At 32.7% G+C, this 24,356-nt stretch carries 18 protein-coding genes; 13 read left to right on the top strand and 5 right to left on the bottom strand.

Annotated elements, in window-relative coordinates; translation table 11 throughout:
• Positions 1-270: 270 nt before the first annotated feature.
• On the bottom strand, positions 271-1,326 hold the full coding sequence (gene fni, locus CD135_RS08055) for a type 2 isopentenyl-diphosphate Delta-isomerase (protein ID WP_103269194.1): 1,056 nt from the start codon (positions 1,324-1,326) through the stop codon (positions 271-273).
• Positions 1,327-1,555: 229 nt separating this feature from the next.
• On the opposite strand from fni, the gene CD135_RS08060 reads away from it, so the two are divergent.
• The gene (locus tag CD135_RS08060) at positions 1,556-2,440 is read left to right on the top strand and encodes an osmoprotectant ABC transporter substrate-binding protein (protein WP_103269195.1); all 885 of its coding nucleotides are present in this window, start codon (positions 1,556-1,558) and stop codon (positions 2,438-2,440) included.
• 271 nt (positions 2,441-2,711) lie between these two features.
• Here CD135_RS08060 and CD135_RS08065 read toward each other — a convergent pair whose 3' ends face one another.
• Positions 2,712-3,956: a Glu/Leu/Phe/Val family dehydrogenase gene (locus CD135_RS08065; protein ID WP_016999719.1), complete on the bottom strand. Its 1,245-nt coding sequence runs from the start codon at positions 3,954-3,956 to the stop codon at positions 2,712-2,714.
• Positions 3,957-4,403: 447 nt separating this feature from the next.
• Here CD135_RS08065 and CD135_RS08070 point away from each other — a divergent pair, with 447 nt between their 5' ends.
• The 3 genes from CD135_RS08070 to CD135_RS08080 all read left to right on the top strand — a co-directional run bounded on the left by CD135_RS08070 (position 4,404) and on the right by CD135_RS08080 (position 6,975).
• Positions 4,404-5,138: a CPBP family glutamic-type intramembrane protease gene (locus tag CD135_RS08070; protein WP_103269196.1), complete on the top strand. Its 735-nt coding sequence runs from the start codon at positions 4,404-4,406 to the stop codon at positions 5,136-5,138.
• Positions 5,139-5,232: 94 nt separating this feature from the next.
• Positions 5,233-6,156, top strand: a complete 924-nt coding sequence (locus CD135_RS08075; RefSeq protein WP_016999717.1) for an AEC family transporter — start codon at positions 5,233-5,235, stop codon at positions 6,154-6,156.
• A gap of 156 nt (positions 6,157-6,312) precedes the next feature.
• Entirely contained in the window at positions 6,313-6,975 is a 663-nt protein-coding gene (locus CD135_RS08080) for an FAD/NAD(P)-binding protein (RefSeq protein WP_103269197.1), read from the top strand.
• Positions 6,976-7,158: 183 nt separating this feature from the next.
• Here CD135_RS08080 and CD135_RS08085 read toward each other — a convergent pair whose 3' ends face one another.
• The gene (locus tag CD135_RS08085) at positions 7,159-9,108 is read right to left on the bottom strand and encodes a PTS fructose transporter subunit IIABC (protein ID WP_103269198.1); all 1,950 of its coding nucleotides are present in this window, start codon (positions 9,106-9,108) and stop codon (positions 7,159-7,161) included.
• Between the two features lie 278 nt (positions 9,109-9,386).
• Here CD135_RS08085 and CD135_RS08090 point away from each other — a divergent pair, with 278 nt between their 5' ends.
• The 3 genes from CD135_RS08090 to CD135_RS08100 all read left to right on the top strand — a co-directional run bounded on the left by CD135_RS08090 (position 9,387) and on the right by CD135_RS08100 (position 11,436).
• Positions 9,387-9,683: a DUF3219 family protein gene (locus tag CD135_RS08090; protein ID WP_064204418.1), complete on the top strand. Its 297-nt coding sequence runs from the start codon at positions 9,387-9,389 to the stop codon at positions 9,681-9,683.
• A gap of 4 nt (positions 9,684-9,687) precedes the next feature.
• The gene (locus CD135_RS08095) at positions 9,688-10,683 is read left to right on the top strand and encodes an LLM class flavin-dependent oxidoreductase (protein ID WP_103269199.1); all 996 of its coding nucleotides are present in this window, start codon (positions 9,688-9,690) and stop codon (positions 10,681-10,683) included.
• Between the two features lie 231 nt (positions 10,684-10,914).
• Complete coding sequence (locus CD135_RS08100) at positions 10,915-11,436, top strand: VOC family protein (RefSeq protein ID WP_103269200.1); 522 nt, start codon at positions 10,915-10,917, stop codon at positions 11,434-11,436.
• A gap of 190 nt (positions 11,437-11,626) precedes the next feature.
• Here the strand turns inward: CD135_RS08100 and CD135_RS08105 are convergent, their stop codons facing one another.
• Positions 11,627-13,447 carry an acyltransferase family protein gene (locus CD135_RS08105; RefSeq protein ID WP_103269201.1) on the bottom strand — a complete coding sequence of 607 codons (1,821 nt, stop codon included), beginning with the start codon at positions 13,445-13,447 and terminating at the stop codon, positions 11,627-11,629.
• A 152-nt stretch (positions 13,448-13,599) separates the two neighbouring features.
• Positions 13,600-13,902 carry a hypothetical protein gene (locus tag CD135_RS08110; protein WP_017000990.1) on the bottom strand — a complete coding sequence of 101 codons (303 nt, stop codon included), beginning with the start codon at positions 13,900-13,902 and terminating at the stop codon, positions 13,600-13,602.
• A gap of 435 nt (positions 13,903-14,337) precedes the next feature.
• On the opposite strand from CD135_RS08110, the gene mqo reads away from it, so the two are divergent.
• From mqo to CD135_RS08140, 6 genes are all read left to right on the top strand, one after another.
• Complete coding sequence (gene mqo / locus CD135_RS08115) at positions 14,338-15,822, top strand: malate dehydrogenase (quinone) (protein WP_070045041.1); 1,485 nt, start codon at positions 14,338-14,340, stop codon at positions 15,820-15,822.
• A 578-nt stretch (positions 15,823-16,400) separates the two neighbouring features.
• Positions 16,401-17,978, top strand: coding sequence for a fatty acid degradation protein FadX (fadX, locus tag CD135_RS08120; protein WP_103269202.1), 1,578 nt, complete (start codon positions 16,401-16,403; stop codon positions 17,976-17,978).
• Positions 17,979-17,992: 14 nt separating this feature from the next.
• The gene (gene fadD, locus CD135_RS08125) at positions 17,993-19,516 is read left to right on the top strand and encodes a long-chain-fatty-acid--CoA ligase FadD (protein ID WP_103269203.1); all 1,524 of its coding nucleotides are present in this window, start codon (positions 17,993-17,995) and stop codon (positions 19,514-19,516) included.
• A gap of 60 nt (positions 19,517-19,576) precedes the next feature.
• Entirely contained in the window at positions 19,577-20,782 is a 1,206-nt protein-coding gene (gene fadE, locus CD135_RS08130; protein ID WP_017000995.1) for an acyl-CoA dehydrogenase FadE, read from the top strand.
• 45 nt (positions 20,783-20,827) lie between these two features.
• Complete coding sequence (gene fadB / locus CD135_RS08135) at positions 20,828-23,086, top strand: 3-hydroxyacyl-CoA dehydrogenase/crotonase FadB (RefSeq protein WP_103269204.1); 2,259 nt, start codon at positions 20,828-20,830, stop codon at positions 23,084-23,086.
• 31 nt (positions 23,087-23,117) lie between these two features.
• Entirely contained in the window at positions 23,118-24,305 is a 1,188-nt protein-coding gene (locus CD135_RS08140; protein ID WP_103269205.1) for a thiolase family protein, read from the top strand.
• Positions 24,306-24,356 lie beyond the last annotated feature (51 nt).

Below are 24,356 nucleotides of genomic sequence, written 5' to 3' on the forward strand. Positions count from 1 at the left end.
AGATGTGTATAAGAGACAGCTTCTATATATGCCTTTTATATTATCACTTAATATCATATATTAAAAATTAAAAAATATGTTGAAATATTACTTATAAACAATATGTATACATAGGTAATATATAAAGGTTTAGAAAACAAAATTTAAAGATAAATGTTTATATATATAAGAAAAAACTCCTAAAGTTATTTGATGTCGAACTTTAGGAGTGTACTTCATAGTTTGGTTTATATAACAAAGGAACAACTCATAATTATGTCCCTGATATGTTTATTTTAACTTATCATTAATGGACTTTGTACGTTGATCAACGTAACTTTGTAAATCTGGAGAAAATACGTAGTCTATTGCTTTTAATTCAGATATTTTCGAGGCATTTAGTAAATTCGCAATGATATACATTTGTTCTATAAATTGCTTCATGTTATCAATTGTATGTTCTAATCCAAATTCATCTAGTTGTTTAAGGACGTAGCCTGATAATCCGACCGCTTCTGCTCCTAATACTAAACACTTTATAGCATCGAGAGGATTTTTAACGCCACCGCTAGCTAATACATGAATGTCTGTCGCCAATAATTTTGCTTCTATTAGACTTTGTACGGTACTTTGCCCCCACATATTTAAAAATGCCATGTCTTTTAAAGGACGTCTTTGATTCTCGATATCTGCAAAGTTTGTTCCACCTCTACCACTCACATCAACATATTGGATACCGATATTTTTAACTTTTTGAATAGTTTCAGCGCTCATACCAAAACCAACCTCTTTAATGATAACGGGTACGCTTATATGTTCTTTAATCTCTTTTATATTTGTTAACCAGTGTTCAAATTCAGTATCACCTTCAGGCATAATAAGCTCTTGAGGTGCATTAACATGAATTTGTAATGCATCAGCTTGTAAGAGGTCGATAGACTTTTGCGCATTTTTATAGCCAATATCGGCACCAACGTTACTAAAAATAATACCGTCTGGATTTTCTTCTCTTACAACTGTAAAGCTATATTCGGCATTTGGGTCTTTCAACGCTGAATGAGTAGAACCAACAGCCATAGGAATTTGACAAGCCTTCGCAATTTGAGCGAGTTGTTTGTTGATGAGTGCAGCACGCTCGCTACCGCCAGTCATCGCATTTATATAAACAGGATGTTTAAAAGTAAAATGAGAGAGCTTAACAGATAAATCTATTTGATTTTTGTTAATTGAAGGAATGGATTGATGAATTAGCTGAACCTTATCAAAATCAGTTCCCGTTGCTTGATAAGTATCTAAAGCTAATTGTATATGTTCATTCTTTCTAATGCTTCTTAATGAGTCGTCCATTCATTTATCCTCCATGCATCTATATGTTAAATGTTTTATTTTTATCTCATTCATATTATATCAGTTGTCATATTGAATATAAACTAAACAATATAATAATGGGCAGTCTTTAACCGGTCCACTATGTAGGCTATAAAACAAAATTAATTATTTGTGATAATATAATATTATATAAATATAAAACTTATGGAGGAGAAAAGTTATTAAACTAAGAAAATTTACTTTAATTATGATTTGTACACTATTATTAAGCGGTTGTACATTGCCTGGTATAGGTGGTGCTTCACCTCAAACTGTGAAAATTACAGCACTTGCGACAAGTGAGTCTCAAATTATGGCACATATGATTCGACTGCAAATTGAGCATGATACTGATGGGGAAGTTAAACCTGTTATTGTAAATAACCTCGGGTCTGCTGTTATTGAGCATAATGCAATCATGAATGATGACGCTCAAATTTCTGCTACAAGATATACGGGTACAGATTTAGTCGGTGCATTAGATTCTGATCCTATTACAGATACTAAAAAAGCAGAAAAAGCGGTTAAAGCTGGTTTTCAAAATAAATTTAATCAAACATTTTTCGACTCTTACGGATTTGAAAATACTTTTGCTTTTACTGTGACGAAAGAAACAGCAGAAAAATACAACTTGAAAAAAGTATCAGATTTAGAGAAACATAAAGATGAATTGAGAGTAGCAAGTGATGCTACATGGATTAAACGTGAAGGTGATGGTTATCCAGCATTCGCAAAAGCTTACGGATTTGAATTTAAAAATATACGCACAATGCAGATTGGACTCGTATATGATGCATTGAAGAATAAAAGCATCGATGCAGCACTTGGTTATACGACAGATGGAAGAATTGCAGCATATGATTTAGTGACATTAGAAGATGATCGTCATTTTTTCCCACCATATGATGCAAGTCCTTTAGCAACAAATGAGTATTTGAAGAAGAATCCAAAAGCTAAAAAGTCTATAGAAAAATTAATTGGCAAAGTATCTACTGAAAAAATGCAAAAACTGAATTACCGAGCAGATGGTAAAAAAGAAGAACCAGCTGTTATAGCGGAAAAGTTCTTAAAGAAGCATAATTATTTTGAGTAGTAACAAAACGGTAGATGACGAAGCGAATAAGAAATTAAATTAATGATAATAAGCTGAGACATTTATTAGTGTTTCAGCTTTATTATTGAATTAGAGAGAAAGAAATAAGAGGGATGTGTTTGGATTAACGAGATAGAAAATCCAATAAGGGTGTGTGTACTTGGATTATTGTCTTAGAAGATCCAATAAAAACCCCTCACTATAAGCTATAGTGAGGGGTTTAATAGTTCATTTAAAAATATATTAAGCCTAGTTGTATCAACTGTTTATCTTACGCCCAACCTCTGAAACGTGTTGCTTCTGCTGTTCTTCTAACACCAACAACATAAGCTGATAAACGCATATCTAAGTTTCTATTTTGTGAAATTTCGTATACTTTATCAAACGCTTCTACTAGTTTCTCTCTTAATAGTCGATTGACTTCTTCTTCAGACCAATATAATCCATCATTGTTCTGTACCCACTCAAAGTAAGAAACAGTAACACCACCAGCACTTGCTAAAACGTCAGGGATTAATAAAACATCCTTTTCTGTTAAGATGCGAGTTGCTTCTTGTGTAGTAGGTCCATTAGCAGCTTCTGCTACAATTTTAGCTTTAATTTTTGGTGCGTTGTCTGCTGTGATTTGGTTTGCTAAAGCAGCTGGTACTAAAATATCACAATCAATTTCGAAAAGTTCTTCGTTTGTAATAAGGTCATCGAACAGTGGTGTAATACGACCGTGTTCTTTTCTAAGTTCTAGTAAATGATCAATATCTAAGCCATCTGGATTGTATAAAGCACCACGACTTTCAGATATACATACAATTTTAGCGCCTTTATCGTGAAGAATTTTAGCAATAAAGCTACCTGCGTTACCAAAACCTTGAATAACAACACGTGAATCTTCTATATTAATATTCTTACGTTTGGCCGCTTCTTCAATAGTGATGACTGCACCTAATGCAGTTGCTTGTTCACGTCCTAATGAACCACCTAAACTAAGTGGTTTACCTGTAATAAAGTTTGGCGCGTTTACTTTATTCATTAAACTATACTCATCCATCATCCAAGACATAGTTTGTGCATCTGTATACACATCAGGTGCAGGGATGTCTTTTGTAGGTCCGACGATTTGAGAAATTGCTCTAACATAACCGCGTGATAAACGTTCCACCTCAGTCTTACTCATATCATGAGGGTCACATTGGATGGCACCTTTACCACCACCGTACGGTAAATTAACAATGCCACATTTTAATGTCATCCACATAGATAAAGCTTTAACTTCATTTTCATCGACATCTGGATGGAAACGAATACCGCCTTTTGTAGGTCCAACTGAATCATTATGTTGAGAACGATAGCCTGTAAAAGTTTTTACTGAACCGTCGTCCATTCTAACTGGTATACGAACTTTAAAGAATCTCATTGGCTCTTTGATTAATTCATAAAGGCCATCATCGTAACCTAATTTATGTAATGCCTCTTTTACAATACTCTGTGTAGAAGTTACTAAATTACTATTTTCATTCATAGTTGACTCTCCTATTCTCTGTCTAGAAAAAACATGCTAAAGTAAATAATAATACGAATAAAAAAATAATTCAATATAATTAACTGAATTTACAAAAAACTCTAAAAAGTTATTTAATAAATAGTATATTGGAAATTTAATAAAAAAGCGAATTAGATTATGAAAAAAGACTCATTTTACAAATGAAATATAAGTAACTTTATTATAATATTTCTTCATTATTAGTATCGGAAAAGTATGGATATGTTTTAATTGGTATTTAATGGAAAGTGGTGTTATAATATGAATTAGCTGTTATTAATATAATGAGTATAATAACTATCTAGTGTATAAGAGGCGCCTGTATAAGCAGGCGTCTCTTTTTTATTTGTGATTTAAAAAAACTATTGCTTATGACGTAACGTCATAAATTATACTTGTCTTAAATTTCGACAAGGAGTGTTATAAATGAAAATCAATCTAAAACCATTGCTAGTCTATGTTTCAATTATTATTTTAAGTTTGTTAGTTAGTTGGCCTTTTTTTAATAAGTTAGTGAATATGCAAATTCAAATGATGCATATTGATCCAGATTTGTCAGAGATAACATTAACTAATTTAAGCATGATTAATCCACTTATTTTAAGTTTAATAGCTTTATTAATAGGCCATTTCTTGCATGAAAAGACAGAGCTAAAATCTATTATTTATGAAAAGGGGAACTTTAAAGATACGATACTAGTAAGTGTGATAAGCGGAGCGTTAGTTGGCTTTTGTTTAGGTATGGGGAATTTGGTTTTTAATAGTGGTGCAGAAGATATGATTGTAGAAAAAGCTTCTTTTATTAATTTACTTGGCGGGATATCTCACGGAGGTATAATAAAAGAACTTATCACGAGATTCGGGTTAATGACTTTTATAACATTTATGTTAGTTAAGATTTTTAAAAGAAAAACAACTTTCATTTATATAATAAGTATCATATTATCAGCTGTGATATTTTCTTTAGGTCATCTTCCTTCAGCATTAGTAGGAATAGATGAACATTATTTTATAATCATTGTTAAAGTTATTACGCTTAATACATTTGCAGGAACAGTTTATGGTTTTCTTTATTATAAATACTATTTAGAAAGTGCCATGCTCGCACACGTTTTTATACATATGACAATGCAAACTTTATATTTATTTTCATTTAAGTAAATATACTTTTAAAATGAAATTTCTTTTAATAAGTTTACATTATACTAATTAAGAATGATATTATGGATTTAATGTGTTTTAAAGGGGTGTTCGGATGGCTGAAATGATTTTTATTTTAAAGAGTGTCTTATTGCCTATTTTTATTATGATTTCATTGGGGTATGTTTTACAGAAACGATTTAAATTGGATTTAAGTACATTAGCTAAATTAAATATAAATGTATTTGTTCCAGGATTTATTTTTGTTAAATTTTATAAAACAAGTTTGGCACTAGACATGCTTTTTTACGTTATGGTTTTCTTCATTATATATGTAGCCTTATTATATGTGGCTGCGTATTCAATTTCTAAAGTTCAAAATCTCGATAAAGCTAAAGCGACAACGCTTAATAATAGTGTTCTCTTTTTCAACTCTGGGAATTATGGGGCACCTGTTAATGATTTAGTCTTTAAAAGTGATCCGGTCGCGATGTCTGCACAAGTTATTGTCTTAACGATGCAAAATATTTTTACATTTACATATGGTGTGTTTGCGATTCAATCTGTTCAAATTGGTAAACTAAAAGCATTGTTAAATTATTTTAAAATGCCTATCATTTACGCGTTAGTTTTAGCAGTTATTTTAAATTATAACGATGTTGCTGTTCCGGATTTTATTTGGACTACTGTGAGTTATCTTTCAGATGCAATGATTGCAATTGCACTTATATTATTAGGTGCTCAAATTGCTAATATTAAATTTAGTTTTAAGTGGACATCTTCTTATATTTATATCTTTATTAGACTTATTATAGGACCTTTAATTGCTTTAGCCATTATTAAAGTTATGGGAATTGATGGTGTTGTAGGTCAAACGCTATTTATTGCCTCTGCAATGCCGACTTCAGTTAACAGTTCAGTTATCGCACAAGAATATGATAATTATCCTGAACTCGCTGCAGAATTAGTCTTCTTATCAACGTTATTCAGTGCTATCACTGTTGTAATCGTTATATATTTATCACATATGATTTTTTAAAATAGAATATTGAAGATGAGTCCGAGACATAAAGAATAGTCTCGGACTTTTTCGTTATTCTGAAAATCATTTGCAAATTGCTTATATAATAATGTATTATATAAATCATAATCATTACGATTTAAAGGTAATTATAAAAGGAATAAAGGTGATAATATGAAATGGACCATTGTTGGCGGAGGTATACATGCGATAACAATTGCACTTAAATTGAAGACTTTAGGTTTAAATAACAAAGATTTAAAAATTATAGATCCTCACGATGTCTTTTGTCATCAATTTGATAAACGTACAAATGATATCAGTATGCCGTTCTTAAGATCTCCGATTGTACATCATGTTCATCCAAATCCTTTTCATTTAAAACAATATTATAAGAAGCATGATTATGCAGGAGGCGTATACGGTCAATATAAAAGGCCACAACGTGAAATGTTCATGCATCATATTTATGAGCTAATAGAACATTACAATTTAACTGAATGTCATATTAAAGATTCAGCAGTCGATATAAAGAAAACTGAAGAAACTTGGTTAATTAGACTAGAGAGCGGTGAAGCAATAAATTCAGATGTAGTTGTTATAGCATCAGGATGTAATCATCAGCCTAAAATACCTAGTATGTATAAAGGACAAGAAGATATACAACACATATTTGAAGAAACAGATATTCAATACAAATCAACGTCTCATGTTATAGGTAGTGGTATTTCAGCTGCTCATTTAACCTTAAAATTGATTTATATGTCGATATTAAATGTACATACTTATAAAATCAAAAGTATATGTATTAAATTATCATTACCATTACAGCGCTAAAGTGCTTGTTTACGAACTATAGCCCGTTAAAACCGACTAATTTCCTTATATATATAATAAGAGCCTGGGACATAATCAATGTCTCAGGCTCTTTTATTATATTGGCAGTAGCTGGCATGATTGCCGGGGTAGGACTAAGATATCTGTATAGGAAAATTAATTTTCTGCCTTAATCCTTTATTTTTATATTTCTTGTAATATATTATAAATTTCTTGATTATCTTTTGCTTCTATTAAACTATTACGGATGTCATCATTCATTAAAGCACGTGATAAACGTTGTAATAATTTTAAGTGTGTATCATCACTATCGCTTGGAACAGCAATTAAGAAGACTAATTTTGGTAATGTGCCATCTAAACTTTCCCAATCTACACCATGCTTGTTATTTAATACAGCTACAACAGGTTGTTTTACTGCTGATGATTTACCATGTGGAATGGCTACGTTCATACCTATTGCTGTTGTAGATTGTGATTCTCTTTCTAATACTGCTGAAAGTAAACTTTGTTCATCATCAATGTAGTCGTGAGATTTTAATTGAGTTATTAAGTTTTCTATTACTTGATCTCTCGTCATTGATTCATCAGATAAAGAAATAATATTTTTATCAAACACGTTCATTTCATCATTACTATCTTCAGTCGATTCATTCGTATGAGTCGTGTTTTGTTCTTGACTAAATTCATTTGTACTGCCACTTGTGTCGGCAACACCAGCTGTTTCTGTAGCTAAATTATCAGGTTTTTTCAACATTAAAGCAGCGGTCATAGTTACAAGACTACCTACAATAACTGCTATAAAGAACCATAATATTTGTTCGATTCCACCAAGCACTGCAACGATTGGTCCACCATGAGCCACTTTATCACCAACGCCCCCAATTGCGGCGATAGCAGCAGCTACCATTGCACCAATCATATTTGAAGGGATAATACGTAACGGGTCTTGAGCAGCAAATGGTATTGCGCCTTCTGTAATACCGAATAATCCCATTGTAAATGAAGCTTTACCCATTTCGATTTCACTTTTGTTAAATTTACGTCTGTTTACAAATGTTGCTAAACCTAAACCAATAGGTGGAGTACATACCGCAACAGCAACCATACCCATAACAGCATAGTTACCTTCAGCAATCAGCGCTGAACCAAATAAGAATGCTACTTTGTTTACTGGACCACCCATATCAAATGCAATCATAGCACCTATAATGAGGGCTAGTAGAACAATATTTGCGCCTTGCATGCCTTTCAACCAAGAAGTTAATCCTTCAAATATACTCGCAATAGGTGCGCCTATTAAGAATATAAATATGAGCCCAACAATAAAGGATGAAATAATTGGAATAATAATGATAGGCATAATTGGTGCCATCGCTTTAGGAACTTTGATGTTTTTAATCCATTTTGCTATATAACCAGCGATGAAACCAGCAATAATACCACCTATAAAACCAGCACCAGCTTCACTTCCATAAAAACTACCGTCAGCTGCAATAGCCCCACCAATCATACCAGGGACTAAACCAGGTTTATCAGCAATACTATAGGCGATATAACCAGCAAGAATAGGGACCATGAAACTAAATGATAAAGTACCTATATCTTCAACTGATTTCCAAAATGAGCCGTCAGGGATTTTTAAACCACCTGGAGTCGTTTCACCACCGATAGTTAAAGATATAGCGATAAGCAGACCCCCAACAACAATAAATGGGACCATGAAGGAAACACCATTCATTAAATGTTGATAGACCATTTGAAGACCACTTTTATTGTTGTCGTCTTCGTCATATTTTTCATTTTCACCACGATTTACATGATGTACATGTGCATCTTTATCAATAATACGTTGAATGAGACCTTGTGGATTATGAATACCTTCTCTAACATTTTCGTTGATTAATAATTTACCATCAAACCTTGATAAATCAACCTGTCTATCAGCAGCAATAATAATACCGTCAGCTTCTTTAATCTCCTTCGCTGTAAGGACATTCTCAGCGCCGACACCACCTTGCGTCTCGACTTTAATGTCTACACCCATGTCCTTAGCAGCTTGCTCTAATTTCTCTTGAGCCATATAAGTATGCGCTATCCCGTTAGGACAAGATGTTATAGCCAATATCTTCATATTTACATCTCCCTTTGTTTCCTTTTAAATTAAATATGTTTAAATATTTCATATTCAATATAATTTTAATCATTAATTTTCTATTTAACAAGCTAAGTTAATAAATATATAAATTTATATTTGTGAAATTTGAAAATATAAAAAGTAGTGTCACTCATTCACCATAAACAAAATATAAGTAATAAGGGTATATAAATATTATACTGAGTATATAGAAGTAATGTGCAAACTAATTAATAAACTGCACATAGCCAAGTGGCTACAAAAGGAGAGGTAATGTGGTTAAAGAAATATATATAGATGATACTTTAATTTCAGTAACGCATTTTGACGATTCGAAAGATAACGGTGCTTATACGGTTTCAATTGAATTTGACGTAACGAGTGAGGAATATCATGATATAGCCGTTTTATTATATAAAGAAGTGTTTGATATTCGTATTCCTGAAAAGGATATTTCGTTTAGAGGTAAGATTTATAACTATTCAACTTCACTTACAAACTTGTATAAAGAAGGAGAAGTTGCGCAATATAGATTAGTGTTAACTGAAGTACCAGAAGAAGTAAAGGACTGAGTTTATGAGGTTAAGCATATTGGATCAATCGCCAGTTTCATCAAATCAAACGTCACGTGAAGCTTTAAATCATTCTTTGAAGTTAGCTCAGATAGGTGAGTCACTTGGTTATACGAGATATTGGTTAACGGAACATCACGATTTACAACATCTTGCAAGTTCAACTCCAGAAGTGTTGTTAGGTTATATTGGTGGACATACTGAAACGATTCGAATTGGAGCGGGTGCTATTTTACTGCCACACTACAGACCTTATAAAGTGGCAGAAATATTCAATACTTTAGCTACTTTATTTCCTAATCGCATAGATTTAGGTATCGGTAGAGCACCAGGTGGTTCAGCAGAAGCGACTAATGCTTTGTCTACAAATTATTTGCAGAAAGTCTTTGCTTTACCTGAATTGTTAGAAGAACTGTTGAATTTTTTAGATGGTAGTTTTCCAGATGGACATGAGTTTAAATCTTTATCAGCGTTACCTAAGCCAGAAAAGTCTGCAACACCATGGTTATTAGGCACAAGTGAAAAGAGTGCGAAACTTGCTGCTAAAAATGGATTGCCATATACTTTTGGTTATTTTATGAGTGACAATAAAGGCACTGAAATTATTCAAACGTATAAGGACAATTTCGTGAAAAGATATGAGAACCAAGAACCAGAAGTCATTCTTACAGTATCAGTTGTTTGTGCTGAAACGAATAAAAAGGCGGAGGAAATAGCATTAAGCAGTTTAATTTGGTCTATTCAAAAAGAAAAGTTAGAAGATGAAAATGGAGTACCTTCAATTGAAGCGGCTAAGCAATATAAACTCACTGATAAAGAGAAAGAAAAAATCGAAAATATGAAACGACAAATGATTATCGGTGACCAAAAAACAGTGAAGACTCAATTAAAAGCACTTGAAAAAGAATATGAGTGTGATGAAATTATGATAAACACGGTAACATATTCTCCAGATGATAAATTTAATTCTTATTGTTTAATAGCAGAGGTATTATTATAAAGGTATTCATTATTTTGGTATATGAATATCAAAATAGGATGGTGATGAGCATGTTACTTTTAATAGGTAAAATAATCATCTCAGTAGGGCTTGTTGTTGGCTCAATCATAGAAGAAACAATACGGTCTAAAAAGAAAAAAGAACGCAACAAAGATTTATAATACTTTATTTTAATTAAATAATATTTATTGTTATGATAAATAGGAATGAATTCATAAGGAGTGATACATTTTGGATATATCGAGAGGTATAAATCATATAGGTTTAACGGTCCCGAATATTGATGATGCTACAAAATTCTTTAAAGAAGGACTAGACGGTAAAATTGCTTATGATAGTCAGAAGAAAGATGAAAGCCCCCGTGATGGAGAACATGTAGAACATATTCTTGGGTTAGAAGAAGGGGCAAAAATTATAAAAAAAAGAATGATGGTATTTGGCAATGGTCCGAATATAGAAATGTTTGAATTTCAAGATGCTAAACAAGCAAAACCAGATTCGTTGCAAGATATTGGTTTTACGCATATTTCATTTTATGTAGATGATTTTGAAAAAGCTTTTGAACAAATTCAAAAAGCAGGTGGAGAACCCATTTCACAACCACATGACAATACAAAATACGAAGACACTGCAGGTAATAAAACGGTTTATGTTAAAGCGCCATGGGGCAGTTTGATAGAGTTACAAACAGTACCAGAAGGGTTTTATTATCCTTCTGACAGTGAAGCGGAAGTATTTATCCCAAAGAAATAATTAAAAAATGGGAGTGGGACAGAAATCTCATTTTATTAAAAAGATTTCGTAGTCCCACCCCTGGCAAGGATGACTAGGTATGAAAAAAGCTTGTTATAAGCGCATTTTCATACCAGTCAGCTACTGCCAATACAAAAAGAGAGTCTGGGACAATTATTTATGTCCCAGACTCATTTTTTTATAATTATATCTATTTATCATTGAGGTGATTATCTATTTCTTCTACGAGAGCCCTCACGCCTTTATATTCAAGATGAACACCATCGTATGCAAAGTAGTCAGAATGTCCTTTAGCTTTGCTGTGCCAATCTATTAGATGAACATTATTTTTTTGACTTGCAAGCTTGTATAATTTTTTGTTTACATCGTCTTCCCAATCTCTTGGTACATGTGTGTTTACTAAATAGACTTGTGATTTTCCGAATTTATTAACCAATTCTTTTAATTTTTCATATGTAAAATCTCCATTTGTACCAAGTTCAATTACGACTTTATGTTTTGATGTCGTGTATTTACTGTATTTGTCTTTAACCAATGGGATGGCGTCATTTAAATTTCTACCAACTTTGCCATCTATTATGGAAGAAGGATAATTTTGATGAAGTTGTTTACCGATATCGACCATTACAGAGTCTCCTATAAATAATGGTGCTGGCTCGTCTTTATTAGATTCCGTATTTTTGTGATCAGCTAGTTCTTTGTTTACTGAAATTGGTGGAACAGGTTTGATGATACTTTTATCATTGGTTTCTTTACCTGAAGTTTGAAAAGAAGTTAAATTTTCTTTCTTTTTATTTTGATGTAAGTAATCAAAATGTCCAAATAATGTTAAAGATGTTACGCCGATTAATAAAATGATTATAGTAATACGCATAAATATAAACTTGAGGTGCCCTTTAGGTATTACTAAATATTTAAACCCATATTTTCTAAATGGAATCTCCACATAACGATATGAAAATTCAGCAAATAAAATCGTTAAACAAATTTCTATTATTATGATGTATATAGGAATTTGCCCTTGCACAAAGTGACGATTTATAAAAACTATAACTGGATAATGCCATAAGTATAATCTGTAAGATTTTTGTCCAATCCATAAGAATAATGGATTACCTAATGCTTTAGATAACAACGTGCTTGGGTGAACACTGCTTGCTATAGCTGGTAAAGTTAATAAAGATATTATATAAATACCGCCAAAATAAAACCAATTATCACTTGAAGATACTGTGAACATGAAGAAAAGTAAAATAAATAAAGATACTAAACCAATGAATTCTATACTTAACTTTAATGGAATAGCGACATGACGCTTTAATCTAAATGGCGGCCAAATATAAGCTAACAACACTCCAAGTAATAATGTTTGTAATCTAGTATCAGTACCGAAGTATACACGAGAGTTATCTGCATTAGGCTGTGCTAAAAATATCATGATTAATACTGATATAATAGAAACAATAAAAGTCCATAAGACTGCCTTCTTATTAAACACGCCCTTTTTAAAAAACAACGAAAGGAAAATTGGCCATATGATATAAAATTGTTCTTCTATAGCTAAACTCCATAAATGTTTTAAAGGCATTAATTTGAAACTATCAAAGTAACTTACATGATGAAAAATATACCACCAATTCGAAACATAAAATATTGCTGCTATAGCATCGTGTCTCACATCTTTTATAATAGATGGTTCAAATAATAATGTATAAATACAGACACTAGCAATGAGAAACAATACTGCAGGTAATAATCTTTTAATTCTCTTTTCCCAAAAATGTAATAAATTAATATGTCCATTTTGCTGAAATTCATTTAACAATAAACTTGTAATTAAATAACCAGAAATGACGAAGAAAGTATCAACGCCGATAAAACCACCAGACAACCATTTAGGGTTTAAATGATAAATAATTATAGCGATAACAGCAATGGCTCGTAACCCGTCCAAACCAGGCAAATACCTAGTGTTTAATGACATAGCTGTCTTTGGATTCTTAGAAAACATTTCCGAATCTCCTTAATATATAAAATAACCTTAATAGACAAAATTATATCTTTTTTACCATATTTATACATTGAAAGGAAATAAAAGGCTACGTATTTATAATAAAAAACCACCTAGCAATTGCTAGGTGGTTTGAACTTAATTAGAATAATTTAGTCCATACGTTTAAGAAGTTCAGATTTAATAATGTTTAATGCTTCCTTATAATTTTCCGCGTTGTGTTCTTGAGCATTTAAAATAAGCAAATCAATAAGTGCTGTATTACTTTTATTACTTACTTCATCTTCAAATTGAAAAATGTTTTCTTCTGATTCCTCATGACCAGGGTTAGATTTAATAATTTGGTAGTAATTATCAGCACCTAAGCCACCTTCTTCAATCATGACTGAAATTCCGGATGATCTTTGTTCATTTTGGCGATTCACTTTAATTAAATTTTTACCTTTAATAACCATAATAAAACCTCCTTGAAATGATCGAAATCCGTACAAAATTCATATCGTTAAAACAAGAGGAAGAAAAATAATCATAATGTGCTTTAGAAATAATCACCTGCTCAATACTATTAGTAATTCTAGTGTATTATTACACAGGAGAAAACACAATACCTTTGCTCAAAATAATAAAAAACGTTATTTTTTCGATATACAGGGAACATATAATGTATAGATTTCTTCAAAACCATAATATCCCAAAAATGTTAGAGAAATATTACTATCATTAAAAATGATGTAATTTACTTTTCCTTACTATTGTTTTAATATTAGCTTATAAAGCGCTTTATTTATACATTTCTTATGTAAATCAATAATTTATTTAAGCTTTTTATCGTTATATTCAAATAAAAATTTTAGAATATAATTGATTATAATTTAGAAAGGTGATTATGAATGGATAATACACAACCAAAAGACGTCATATTAATTGGCGCTGGTATTCTAAGTACAACTTTTGCTTCTTTCTTAAAAGACATAGAACCGGATTGGAACCTTAAAATCTTTGAACGTTTAGACCAACCGGCTATTGAAAGTTCAAATGAAAAGAATAATGCTGGTACAGGTCACGCAGCGTTATGTGAATTGAACTATACAGTAGAACAAGAAGATGGCTCTATCGATGTAGAGAAAGCTAAAGAAATTAACGAACAATTCGAGATTTCTAAACAATTTTGGTCTCATTTAGTTAAAAGCAAAGCGATAGAGAATCCTAAAGAATTCATCCGTCCATTACCTCATATCAGTTTTGTTATGGGTATGCGCAATGTTGATTTCTTAAAACGTCGTTATGAAGCTTTAAAATCATTACCGATGTTTGAAGGGTTAGATTACTCAGAAGATCATGAAAAATTAGCTGAATGGATGCCATTAATCATGGAAGGTCGTAATTCTAACGAACCTCTAGCTGCTAGTAAAATTGATGAAGGTACAGACGTAAACTTCGGTGAATTAACACGTAAATTAGTTAAAAACATCGAAAAGCATGACAATGCAGAAGTACAATTCCGTCAAGAAGTTGTGAATTTCAAACAACGTGAAGACAGCAAATGGGAAGTTGAAGTACGTAATTTAGAAACAGGTGAAGTTGTAACACATGTTGCTGATTATATCTTCATCGGTGCAGGTGGTAATGCAATTCCATTACTACAAAAAACTAAAATACCTGAAAGTAAACATCTTGGAGGCTTCCCAATTAGTGGTGCATTCTTAGTTTGTAATAATCCGAAAATTGTTAATGAACATGATGCGAAAGTGTATGGTAAAGAACCACCAGGCACACCACCTATGACAGTTCCACACTTAGATAGACGTTACATTCAAGGTAAAGAAAGTCTTTTATTTGGACCATTCGCAGCAATTGGACCAAAATTCTTGAAAAATGGTTCTAACTTAGATTTATTCAAATCTATTAATCCAAGTAACGTGGTAACGATGTTATCATCTGGTGTTAAAAACATGTCATTAGTTAAATACTCAATTCAGCAAGTACTTATGAACAAAGAAGATCGTATGAAAGAATTACGCCGCTATGTTCCTAATGCTAAAGATGAGGATTGGGATTTACACATTGCTGGTAAACGTGTTCAAGTTATTAAAGATACAGAAGAACATGGTAGAGGCTTTATCCAATTCGGTACTGAAGTTGTAAACTCTAAAGATAACACTGTCATTGCTTTATTAGGTGAATCACCAGGAGCTTCAACATCAGTATCAGTAGCTTTAGAAGTATTTGAAAAGAACTTCCCACAATATATCAAAAAATGGGAACCAAAAATCAAAGAAATTATCCCTTCATACGGTGAATCTTTAATTGAAGATACTGATTTATTGAAGAAAACAAGAAAAGCTACAAGCAAAGATCTTGAATTAGAATCATAAAGCGTAAAAGTAACATAAGAAAATAAAAACAGCAATTCGTCTTATAAACGAATTGCTGTTTTTTTATTGAAGTTTTAACGTCCCCGCATGTTGCAAGAGAGGTACCACGTGCAACATATCAATTTAACTTTATTTTTTAAAATCTATTAATAGGATAATATACGAAAAAATTACTTCATATATCAAACAAAAATACTGAATATTATTAAATATTTATAAAAATGATGCTTATAATATCAATCGTTCTGATATAAAACTTAATAAGTTCATTTTTTTATAAATCAATTTATTACTATATTCATATATAAAAGTGATTTTTGATAATTTAATTTTTGTATTTTAGTTACGTTTTTCTGCGGAATAAAATTGTTTCTAAAAGCATTATCACTACAGTATGTGATGTGGTACTAAGTTCTAGTTATAAGCAATTATTTAATGATTGAAAAGATATTGTCGTATACCTTTTTACTTTTGTTTTATATTTACAATGTGTTATATTTATAAATGTAAGGGCTTACATTTATTTGAGGGGGTCTTTTATGAAATGTTTGCATCATAGATAGTTGGGGGTTAGTCTAATGAAAATTATTTCGTTCAATGATTTAAAAGATATTGTAAAGTCTGGTGATGTAATATCTATTGCTGCATTATCAGTTGCTAATTTACCGGTTAATGTTTTAAAACATATTGCTTTGGCTCATGAGAAAACTGGGCAAATTGATGATTTAACTATTATGTTGGCAAATGATATTAGTGATTACCGTGGGGATGGTTATGATTTAGATTCATTTGTTAGTCGTGGGATGGTTAAACGACTGATTGCAAGTATTATTATTGGTTCACCTAAAACGATTGAAGCGATAAAAAACAATGAAATTGAAGCTTACATGTTGCCTCAAGGTTTAATGGCGACGCATTATAGACGAGATTCAAAATTGTTTCCTGGCACGATTTCTAAGATAGGACTTAATACGAACATAGATCCAAGATATTCAGGTGGAAAAGTGAATGAAGTGACTAAAAAAGATATCGTTAGTTTACTAGAAGTGAATCATGAAGAATACTTACATTATGATTTTCCTAAAACCGATATTGCACTTCTTCGTGGTACATATGCAGATAGTGAAGGTAATATTTTTATGAATCATGAAGCACACTTAGGTGAAGGTTATGGCGTTGCAGCAGCAGCTCATAGTAACGGTGGGAAAGTCATCGTACAAGTTAAAGAAATTGTGGAAAGTGGTAGTTTCAAGCCGACTGAAGTATTTATACCAGGTGAACTTGTAGACTATGTAGTTGTGAACGATAATCCGAAATATCATCGACAACTTCCACAAGCATATTATGACCCTGCTTTATCAGGTGAATACAGAATCAATAAAATGCTTGAACCATTTATTGAGTTTAATATACGTAAAGTTATTCTCCGTCGAGCTGCACAATTTCTACAAAGAGATGATGTAGTCAGTATTGGTTTTGGAATCAACAATGAACTATCAAATATGCTAGTAGAAGAAGAAGCACATGACTTAGTGCAGTTAAACGTTGATACTGGTAACTTTGGTGGAATGGTAGGAAGTAGGGAATACTTCGGTATGAACTATAACTTAGATGCAAGAATGAGACATGAAATGACTTGGGACTTTATATATAGCGGTGGACTGGATGTAGCATATTTAAGCTTTGCTGAAATCGACCAACATGGAAATGTTAATGTCTCGATGTATGGCGATAGAATGAATGGCTGTGGGGGATTCGTTGATATTAGCCAAACAGTTAAGAGAATTGTATTTTCAGGGACGATGGTAGTAGGAAGTCAGTCTACTTGTAGCAATAATGAGTTGGTCATTGAACAAGAAGGTCATACAAAGAAATTTGTAGAACAAGTTAAAAATTTAGACTTCAATGCTGCATATTCTAGAAAATTAGGACAAGAAGTTTATTATGTTACTGAACGTGCTGTATTCCAATTAACTGATGATGGTCTGAAATTGATTGAAATTGCGCCAGGTTTAGATTTAGAAAAAGATGTACTCGCTAACTTGGCATTTCAACCGATTATCGCTGATGATCTTAAAATGATAAATCGAGACATTTATCAAGAAAATTGGGGAGGCTTGCAAAGAAGTATTCAAGATAATAGTTCAAACTATTAAGGGGGCCGTTTAATATGAATTACGATTGGATAAAAACGAGAGCGCAATTTGATGAGGAGAAACCAGCAGTCATCGATCCGTTAAAAGGCACGGAATGGACTTACCAAGAATTGAATATAAGGGCAGAAAACTTAGCGAATCACCTACAAGAACAAGGGGTTAAACGTGGTGATGTCGTTGGTATTTTTGCGCCAAACGATGTGTCAATTTTAGATTTATTGTTTGCTTCATTTAAAATAGGCGCAGTATACTTTCCGATGAATTGGCGTCTAAAACCAAATGAAATCGAAAGTGTGATAGAAGATTCAAATATTAAAATGATATTTTATTCCACTAGGCATCTGAGTAGTTTACAAGGTATAGCAGATGAGTATTTACATTTAGATATAGATTCTAAAGAATATGATGAAATAGTGGATCCGAAAAATCATCGACCATTTGAATCAGTAGATGTGGGGCAAGATGATTTAGCATCATTAATGTATACGAGTGGAACAACAGGATTACCTAAAGGTGTTATGTTTACGTATGAATCATTCACAACAAATGCTGTAAATACGATTTTAACTTATAAAGTAAACGCTGATTTCTCTACTATCGTATCATTACCAATGTTCCATGTATTTGGTTTTAATGATTTAACAATTCCATTATTGATGGCAGGTGGCACAATTGTACTGCATCGCTACTTTGAAGGTGAACAGTTAAATGATTTAATGAAGAAGTATCAACCTAATTATTTAACACTTATTCCGACGATGTATTATGCGATGTTAGTAGCACCAAACTTTGATATGAAAAGCTTTGAAAATATAGACTTTCTTGTTCAAGGTGGGTCTGCTCCGCTTCCAGGCGTGCAGAAAAAATTCCAAAGCATGGGTTTAAATTTAATTAATGGTTATGGATTAACGGAAGCACCATTAGCATTAGTTAATACACCTACAAATGCAGTGAAGAAACCAATGAGTATCGGCAAACCTGTCATGTACGTTAAGGTACGTATATACAATGATGATTATGAAGAAGTTGGAGTAGGAGAAATCGGAGAGCTTGCAATTAAGGGTAAACAAGTAACGCCAGGTTATTGGAATAAACCTGAAGCGACCGAGAAAAACTTTAAAGATGGTTATTTCTTAACAGGAGATTTGGCGAGAGTTGATGAAGATGGAGATATTTATATTGTAGACCGCAAAAAAGAAATGATTATTACAGGCGGGGAAAACGTGTTACCTTCTGAAGTTGAAGCAGTCCTTGCATCTCATCCTCTAGTAGCTCAAGGTGTAGTCGTAGGGTTTGAGAGTGAGAAATTTGGCGAATCCGTATCTGCAGCTGTGTTACTATCAGAAGATGATCCTGATTATGAAGAAAAATTAGATAAACATATGAAGGAGCATTTAGCAGGCTATAAAGTTCCGAAAATGTATTTGAAAGTTACGAAAATGCCATTAACATCTACTTCAAAACCCGATAAATTAGAAATTCAAAAAATGATGAATAAGAAAGCGAAACAAAATAATAAAGAAAATGACTTAGAATAAAGCATTATATTTTTTTAAATCTTATTGTAAGCGTTATCATTTTAAATGGAGGTTACTATTATGACAAACAGAGAAGAAACATTAAAAGAATTATTTCCAGAAGATATACTCAATATTTCTAAAGACTTAACAGACGGTGAATTGAAATTTCTTAAACAATTAAATGATTTGTTAGAAGAAAAATATAGATCAACTATTAATGAACATTGGATAAATGCGACAGTTCCAGAAGATTTCTTTGATGATATGGGTAAGTTAGATTATTTTAATAATCCATTATTATTTGAAGGCCGTGAAGGTGCTAAAACACCGAGTCAATTATTCCAATTTTTCATGTCATATGTTGTAGCACGATTTGATGTTTCACTAGTTACGCTATTAGGTGTACATCAAGGTTTAGGACACAATTCATTCTTGTTTGGCGGAAGCAAAGAACAAATCGCTTATTATATTCCTAAATTACAATCTCACGAATTGAGAACATGTTTCGCTTTAACTGAGCCTGAACATGGATCAGACGTTGCTGGTGGATTAGAAACAACAGCAAAGAGAGAAGGAGATAAATGGATTATCAATGGTGAGAAGAAATGGATAGGCGGTGCAAACTTATCTGATGTTATACCAGTTTATGCAGTAGATGTTGAAACAGGTAAGCCTAAAGGTTTCATTATTAAGCCTGAACAAGAAGGTGTAGATATTGAAATTATTGAAAATAAAATAGCGTTAAGAATTATACCAAATACAATAATTCGTTTAAAAAATGTAGAAGTTAAAGAAGAAGATAGATTACAAAATATTAATGGCTTCAAAGATATTGCAAAAGTACTTTATTCAACACGTGCTGGTGTAGCGTACATGGCTACTGGAGCATTAGCAGGTGCATTACGCGCTACATTGGATTATGTGACTGAGCGTAAGCAATTTGGTAAAGAAATTAGTAAATATCAATTAATTCAAGAGAAGTTAGCTATGATGCAAGGTAACTTAGCTCAAGCGATGGCAACTTGTGCACAACTTGCGCGAATGCAAGCCCATGGTGAGTATGATGAAGTTGCAACTTCAACAGCAAAAATGATGAATTCATTGAGACTTAGAGAATCAGTTGCAATGGGTAGAGGTATTACAGGTGGTAACGGTATTCTCGCTGAATATGATATTGCAAGATTCTTCTCGGATGCTGAAGCAGTATACACATATGAAGGTACACATGAAATAAACGCTTTAGTTATAGGGCGCGCATTAACAGGTGATTCAGCCTTTCTTTAATTCAATAACAAGTAAAGAAATACAGAATATATTGGAGGACTTTTTATGACTATAAAAAAAGCAACCGTTCTAGGTGCAGGCACAATGGGAAGTCAAATAGCTGCTCTATTAGTAAACGCAGGATTGAAAGTAAAACTATTAGATATAGTAATTGATGAGCAAGATCCTAATAAAATTTCTAAAAAAGCATATGAAACGATAACAGACAAAAAAAGACCGTTATTGTTTAATTTAGAATTTGCTTCTAACTTATCATACGGTAATTTTCAAGATGATTTAAATGGTGAAGATGATGCTGATATCTATATTGAAGCGGTGAAAGAAGAACTAGAGATTAAGCATCAAGTATGGAAACAAGTAACATCAGTAGCTAAAGATGATGCAATATTTGCGACAAATACTTCTGGTATTCCTATTGAAGCAATATCAAAAGTGTTTGAACCAAAAGATAAAGAACGATTCTTAGGTATGCACTTCTTCAATCCGCCTCGTATTATGAAGTTAGTAGAGGTTATACCGAATAAAGATACTTCAAAAGATGTTATAGACAGAACACAAACATTTGCTGAAGAAATATTAGGTAAAGGTGTTGTTGTCGCTAACGATGTTCCGGGATTTGTAGCAAACAGAGTCGGAACACAAACGATGAATGACATTATGTATCGAGGGGAAGAACAAGGATTTTCAATTGTTGAAGTCGATGCTTTAACAGGACGTGCTATCGGTAGACCGAGTACAGGAACTTACGGATTATCAGATTTAGTCGGATTAGATATTGCGGTCACTGTTATTAAAGGGCTACAACAAATTCCAGAAGAAGAGCCTTATTTCAAAGATACAAAAATTGCAGAAACGCTCGTTAAAAACGGTTCGTTAGGTCGTAAAACAAAACAAGGCTTTTATAAAAAAGATAAAAAGACACGTTTAGTTTATGATATAGATTCGGATGAATACGTACAGCCTGAACCACCACAATTAGAAATTTTATCTAAATTCAGTAAAGATTTAAAATCAAATTTAGATGTAATATTTAATGCAGAAGATAAAGCAGGATTATATTTATGGGAAACATTAAGAAATAATTTCTATTATTCAGCAATTAATGTACCAAAAGCTGCTTCTGACTTTAAAGATATTGATCGAGCTTTAGTTTGGGGATTTAACTGGAAAGCAGGTTCATTTAAACTTTGGGATTTAATGGGCTTCGAAAGAGTTAAAAAACGTATGAAAGATGAGCTTGGTGAGTTACCAGAGTGGATTGAAAATCAAACTGAAAGTTTCTATAAAGATGGAGAAACAATAGAACGTGTAACGCCTACATCGGAATTTATTGACCGTGAAATTTGGAATAAAGAAGACTCTAATTTATCTGTGGCAAACAAAGATCAATTGTTATTTAAATTACAAAGTAAAAATAATATCGTATCAGATGGTTTTGCTGAAGATTTAATAGAAGCTATAGATTTATTAGAAGAAGAAGATTATACAAGTATGGTTATATACGCTGATGGTAATAATTTCAGTGTTGGTGCAAATTTATATTTAATGAAGCAAGCGCACGAATCTAAAGATGTGGAAAATTTAGTTGGTCCAGCCATTGATAACTTGCATAAGAGTTTCAACAGAATGAAGTATTCACTTAAACCAATCGTAACTGCCGTGCATGGTAGAGCTTTAGGTGGTGGTTGTGAAGTTGTACTTCACTCGCCATTCGTGGTAGCAGCAAGTGAAACGTATATAGGATTAGTTGAAACAGGTGTAGGCTTATTACCAAGTGGTGGTGGATTAGCTGAGCTTTCTGATAGAGTGCTAAGAACAAATCATAAAGAAAATGATAAGCAAGAGTCTATTTCAAAAGTATTAATGAACGTAGGTCTAGCTAAAGTTTCAACAAATGCATATGAAGCTAAACGCTATGGTTATTTAAGAGATACAGACTCTATCATATTCAATAAAGAAAAACGTGTTGAAGTAGCGTTAAATAAAGCGAAATATGAATCAGAAACAAATTATATTCCAAAACCAAAAGCGCAATATACTGCATTAGGTAGAGACTTTAAAGCGCTAGCTCAAGGTCAATTGGACGCACAACGTTTAGGCCACTTTATTAGTGATTATGATTACGAAATTACAATGAAAGTTGCACATATATTATCTGGCGGAGACTTGCCACGCAACACATTTATAAACCAAAGATACCTTCAAAAATTAGAAAGAGAAGGATTCTTACAACTCTTACAAAACGAAAAAACATATGACCGTATTTCACATATGTTAGAAAAAGGAAAACCTTTACGCAATTAATGATGAGCTGAAAAAGAGAGGATGGATATCAATGCAAGATGCATATATAGTAGCATACGGACGTTCAGCAGCGGGTAAAGCAAAGCCAGGCGGCGCGTTATTCCATGAAAGACCTGATGAAGTTGGTGCACAAGTCTTAAAAGGTGTATTAGATAAAATAGAAGGATCATTCGACTACAGTATGGTAGACGATGTAATACTCGGCAATGCTTTCCCAGAGGGTTTACAAGGACAAAATATGGCGCGTTCAATCGCGTTGTTAGCTGGTCTTCCTAAAGAAGTGCCAGGACAAACTGTGAATCGTTACTGTTCTTCAGGACTACAAACAATCGCAATAGCAGCTAATGAAATTATGTCAGAACAAGCAGATGTGTTAGTTGCTGGCGGTGTAGAATTAATGAGTGCCGTGCCAATGGGCGGTAATGAACCAACGAACAATCCAGAGTTGCAAGAACAAGATACAGGTGTTTCTTATCCGATGGGATTAACGGCTGAAATGGTAGCAGATGAATTTAATGTTTCTAGAGAAGAACAGGATAAATATGCAGTAGAAAGTCATAAGCGTGCTAATGAAGCACGTGAAGCGGGGAAATTTGATGATGAAATTATACCGCTAGACATTCATAAAGTAAGTTATGACCAAAACGGCCCTGTCGTATCAAAAGAAATATTCAAAGAAGACGAGTTAATCAGACCAGAAACAAATCTTGAAACATTAGCCAAATTAAGAACCGTATTCAAGGCAGATGGAACGGTAACTGCTGGAACATCAGCACCTTTAACAGACGGAGCAGGATTTGTAGTGCTGATGTCTGGTGATAAAGTGAAAGAACTAGGTGTTAAACCAATTGCTAAGTTTGTAGGGTTTAAAGCAGTAGGTGTTGATCCTAAAATAATGGGTATTGGCCCAGCATACGCAATTCCAGAAGTACTTGAACTTACAAATCTTAATGTAGAAGATATTGACTTAGTTGAATTAAACGAAGCTTTTGCTTCACAAACAGTTGCTTCAATTAATAAAGTAGGGCTAGATGTTAACAAGACAAACGTTAATGGTGGTGCAATAGCATTAGGTCACCCACTAGGGGCAACAGGTGCAATGCTAACTGCTAAGCTCTTATCTGAAATGAAGAGAAGACCAGATTCTAAATATGGAATGGTCACAATGTGTATTGGAGTAGGTATGGGTGCAGCAGGTATCTTTGAATATGTAAGATAAATTAAATTTGAGAACTAAATAATATGTTACAAAATAAAGCTCCTAATCCTT

Origin of the sequence: Mammaliicoccus lentus (genome assembly GCF_002902755.1) — a bacterium.
Taxonomy (GTDB): domain Bacteria; phylum Bacillota; class Bacilli; order Staphylococcales; family Staphylococcaceae; genus Mammaliicoccus; species Mammaliicoccus lentus.

What these genes read in the sequence shown, in the direction of transcription:
- fni (WP_103269194.1), bottom strand. Translation starts at nt 1,326, where the DNA reads ATGGACGACTCATTAAGAAGCATTAGAAAGAATGAACATATACAATTA.
- CD135_RS08060 (WP_103269195.1), top strand. Translation starts at nt 1,556, where the DNA reads ATGATTTGTACACTATTATTAAGCGGTTGTACATTGCCTGGTATAGGT.
- CD135_RS08065 (WP_016999719.1), bottom strand. Translation starts at nt 3,956, where the DNA reads ATGAATGAAAATAGTAATTTAGTAACTTCTACACAGAGTATTGTAAAA.
- CD135_RS08070 (WP_103269196.1), top strand. Translation starts at nt 4,404, where the DNA reads ATGAAAATCAATCTAAAACCATTGCTAGTCTATGTTTCAATTATTATT.
- CD135_RS08075 (WP_016999717.1), top strand. Translation starts at nt 5,233, where the DNA reads ATGGCTGAAATGATTTTTATTTTAAAGAGTGTCTTATTGCCTATTTTT.
- CD135_RS08080 (WP_103269197.1), top strand. Translation starts at nt 6,313, where the DNA reads ATGAAATGGACCATTGTTGGCGGAGGTATACATGCGATAACAATTGCA.
- CD135_RS08085 (WP_103269198.1), bottom strand. Translation starts at nt 9,108, where the DNA reads ATGAAGATATTGGCTATAACATCTTGTCCTAACGGGATAGCGCATACT.
- CD135_RS08095 (WP_103269199.1), top strand. Translation starts at nt 9,688, where the DNA reads ATGAGGTTAAGCATATTGGATCAATCGCCAGTTTCATCAAATCAAACG.
- CD135_RS08105 (WP_103269201.1), bottom strand. Translation starts at nt 13,447, where the DNA reads ATGTTTTCTAAGAATCCAAAGACAGCTATGTCATTAAACACTAGGTAT.
- CD135_RS08110 (WP_017000990.1), bottom strand. Translation starts at nt 13,902, where the DNA reads ATGGTTATTAAAGGTAAAAATTTAATTAAAGTGAATCGCCAAAATGAA.
- mqo (WP_070045041.1), top strand. Translation starts at nt 14,338, where the DNA reads ATGGATAATACACAACCAAAAGACGTCATATTAATTGGCGCTGGTATT.
- fadX (WP_103269202.1), top strand. Translation starts at nt 16,401, where the DNA reads ATGAAAATTATTTCGTTCAATGATTTAAAAGATATTGTAAAGTCTGGT.
- fadD (WP_103269203.1), top strand. Translation starts at nt 17,993, where the DNA reads ATGAATTACGATTGGATAAAAACGAGAGCGCAATTTGATGAGGAGAAA.
- fadE (WP_017000995.1), top strand. Translation starts at nt 19,577, where the DNA reads ATGACAAACAGAGAAGAAACATTAAAAGAATTATTTCCAGAAGATATA.
- fadB (WP_103269204.1), top strand. Translation starts at nt 20,828, where the DNA reads ATGACTATAAAAAAAGCAACCGTTCTAGGTGCAGGCACAATGGGAAGT.
- CD135_RS08140 (WP_103269205.1), top strand. Translation starts at nt 23,118, where the DNA reads ATGCAAGATGCATATATAGTAGCATACGGACGTTCAGCAGCGGGTAAA.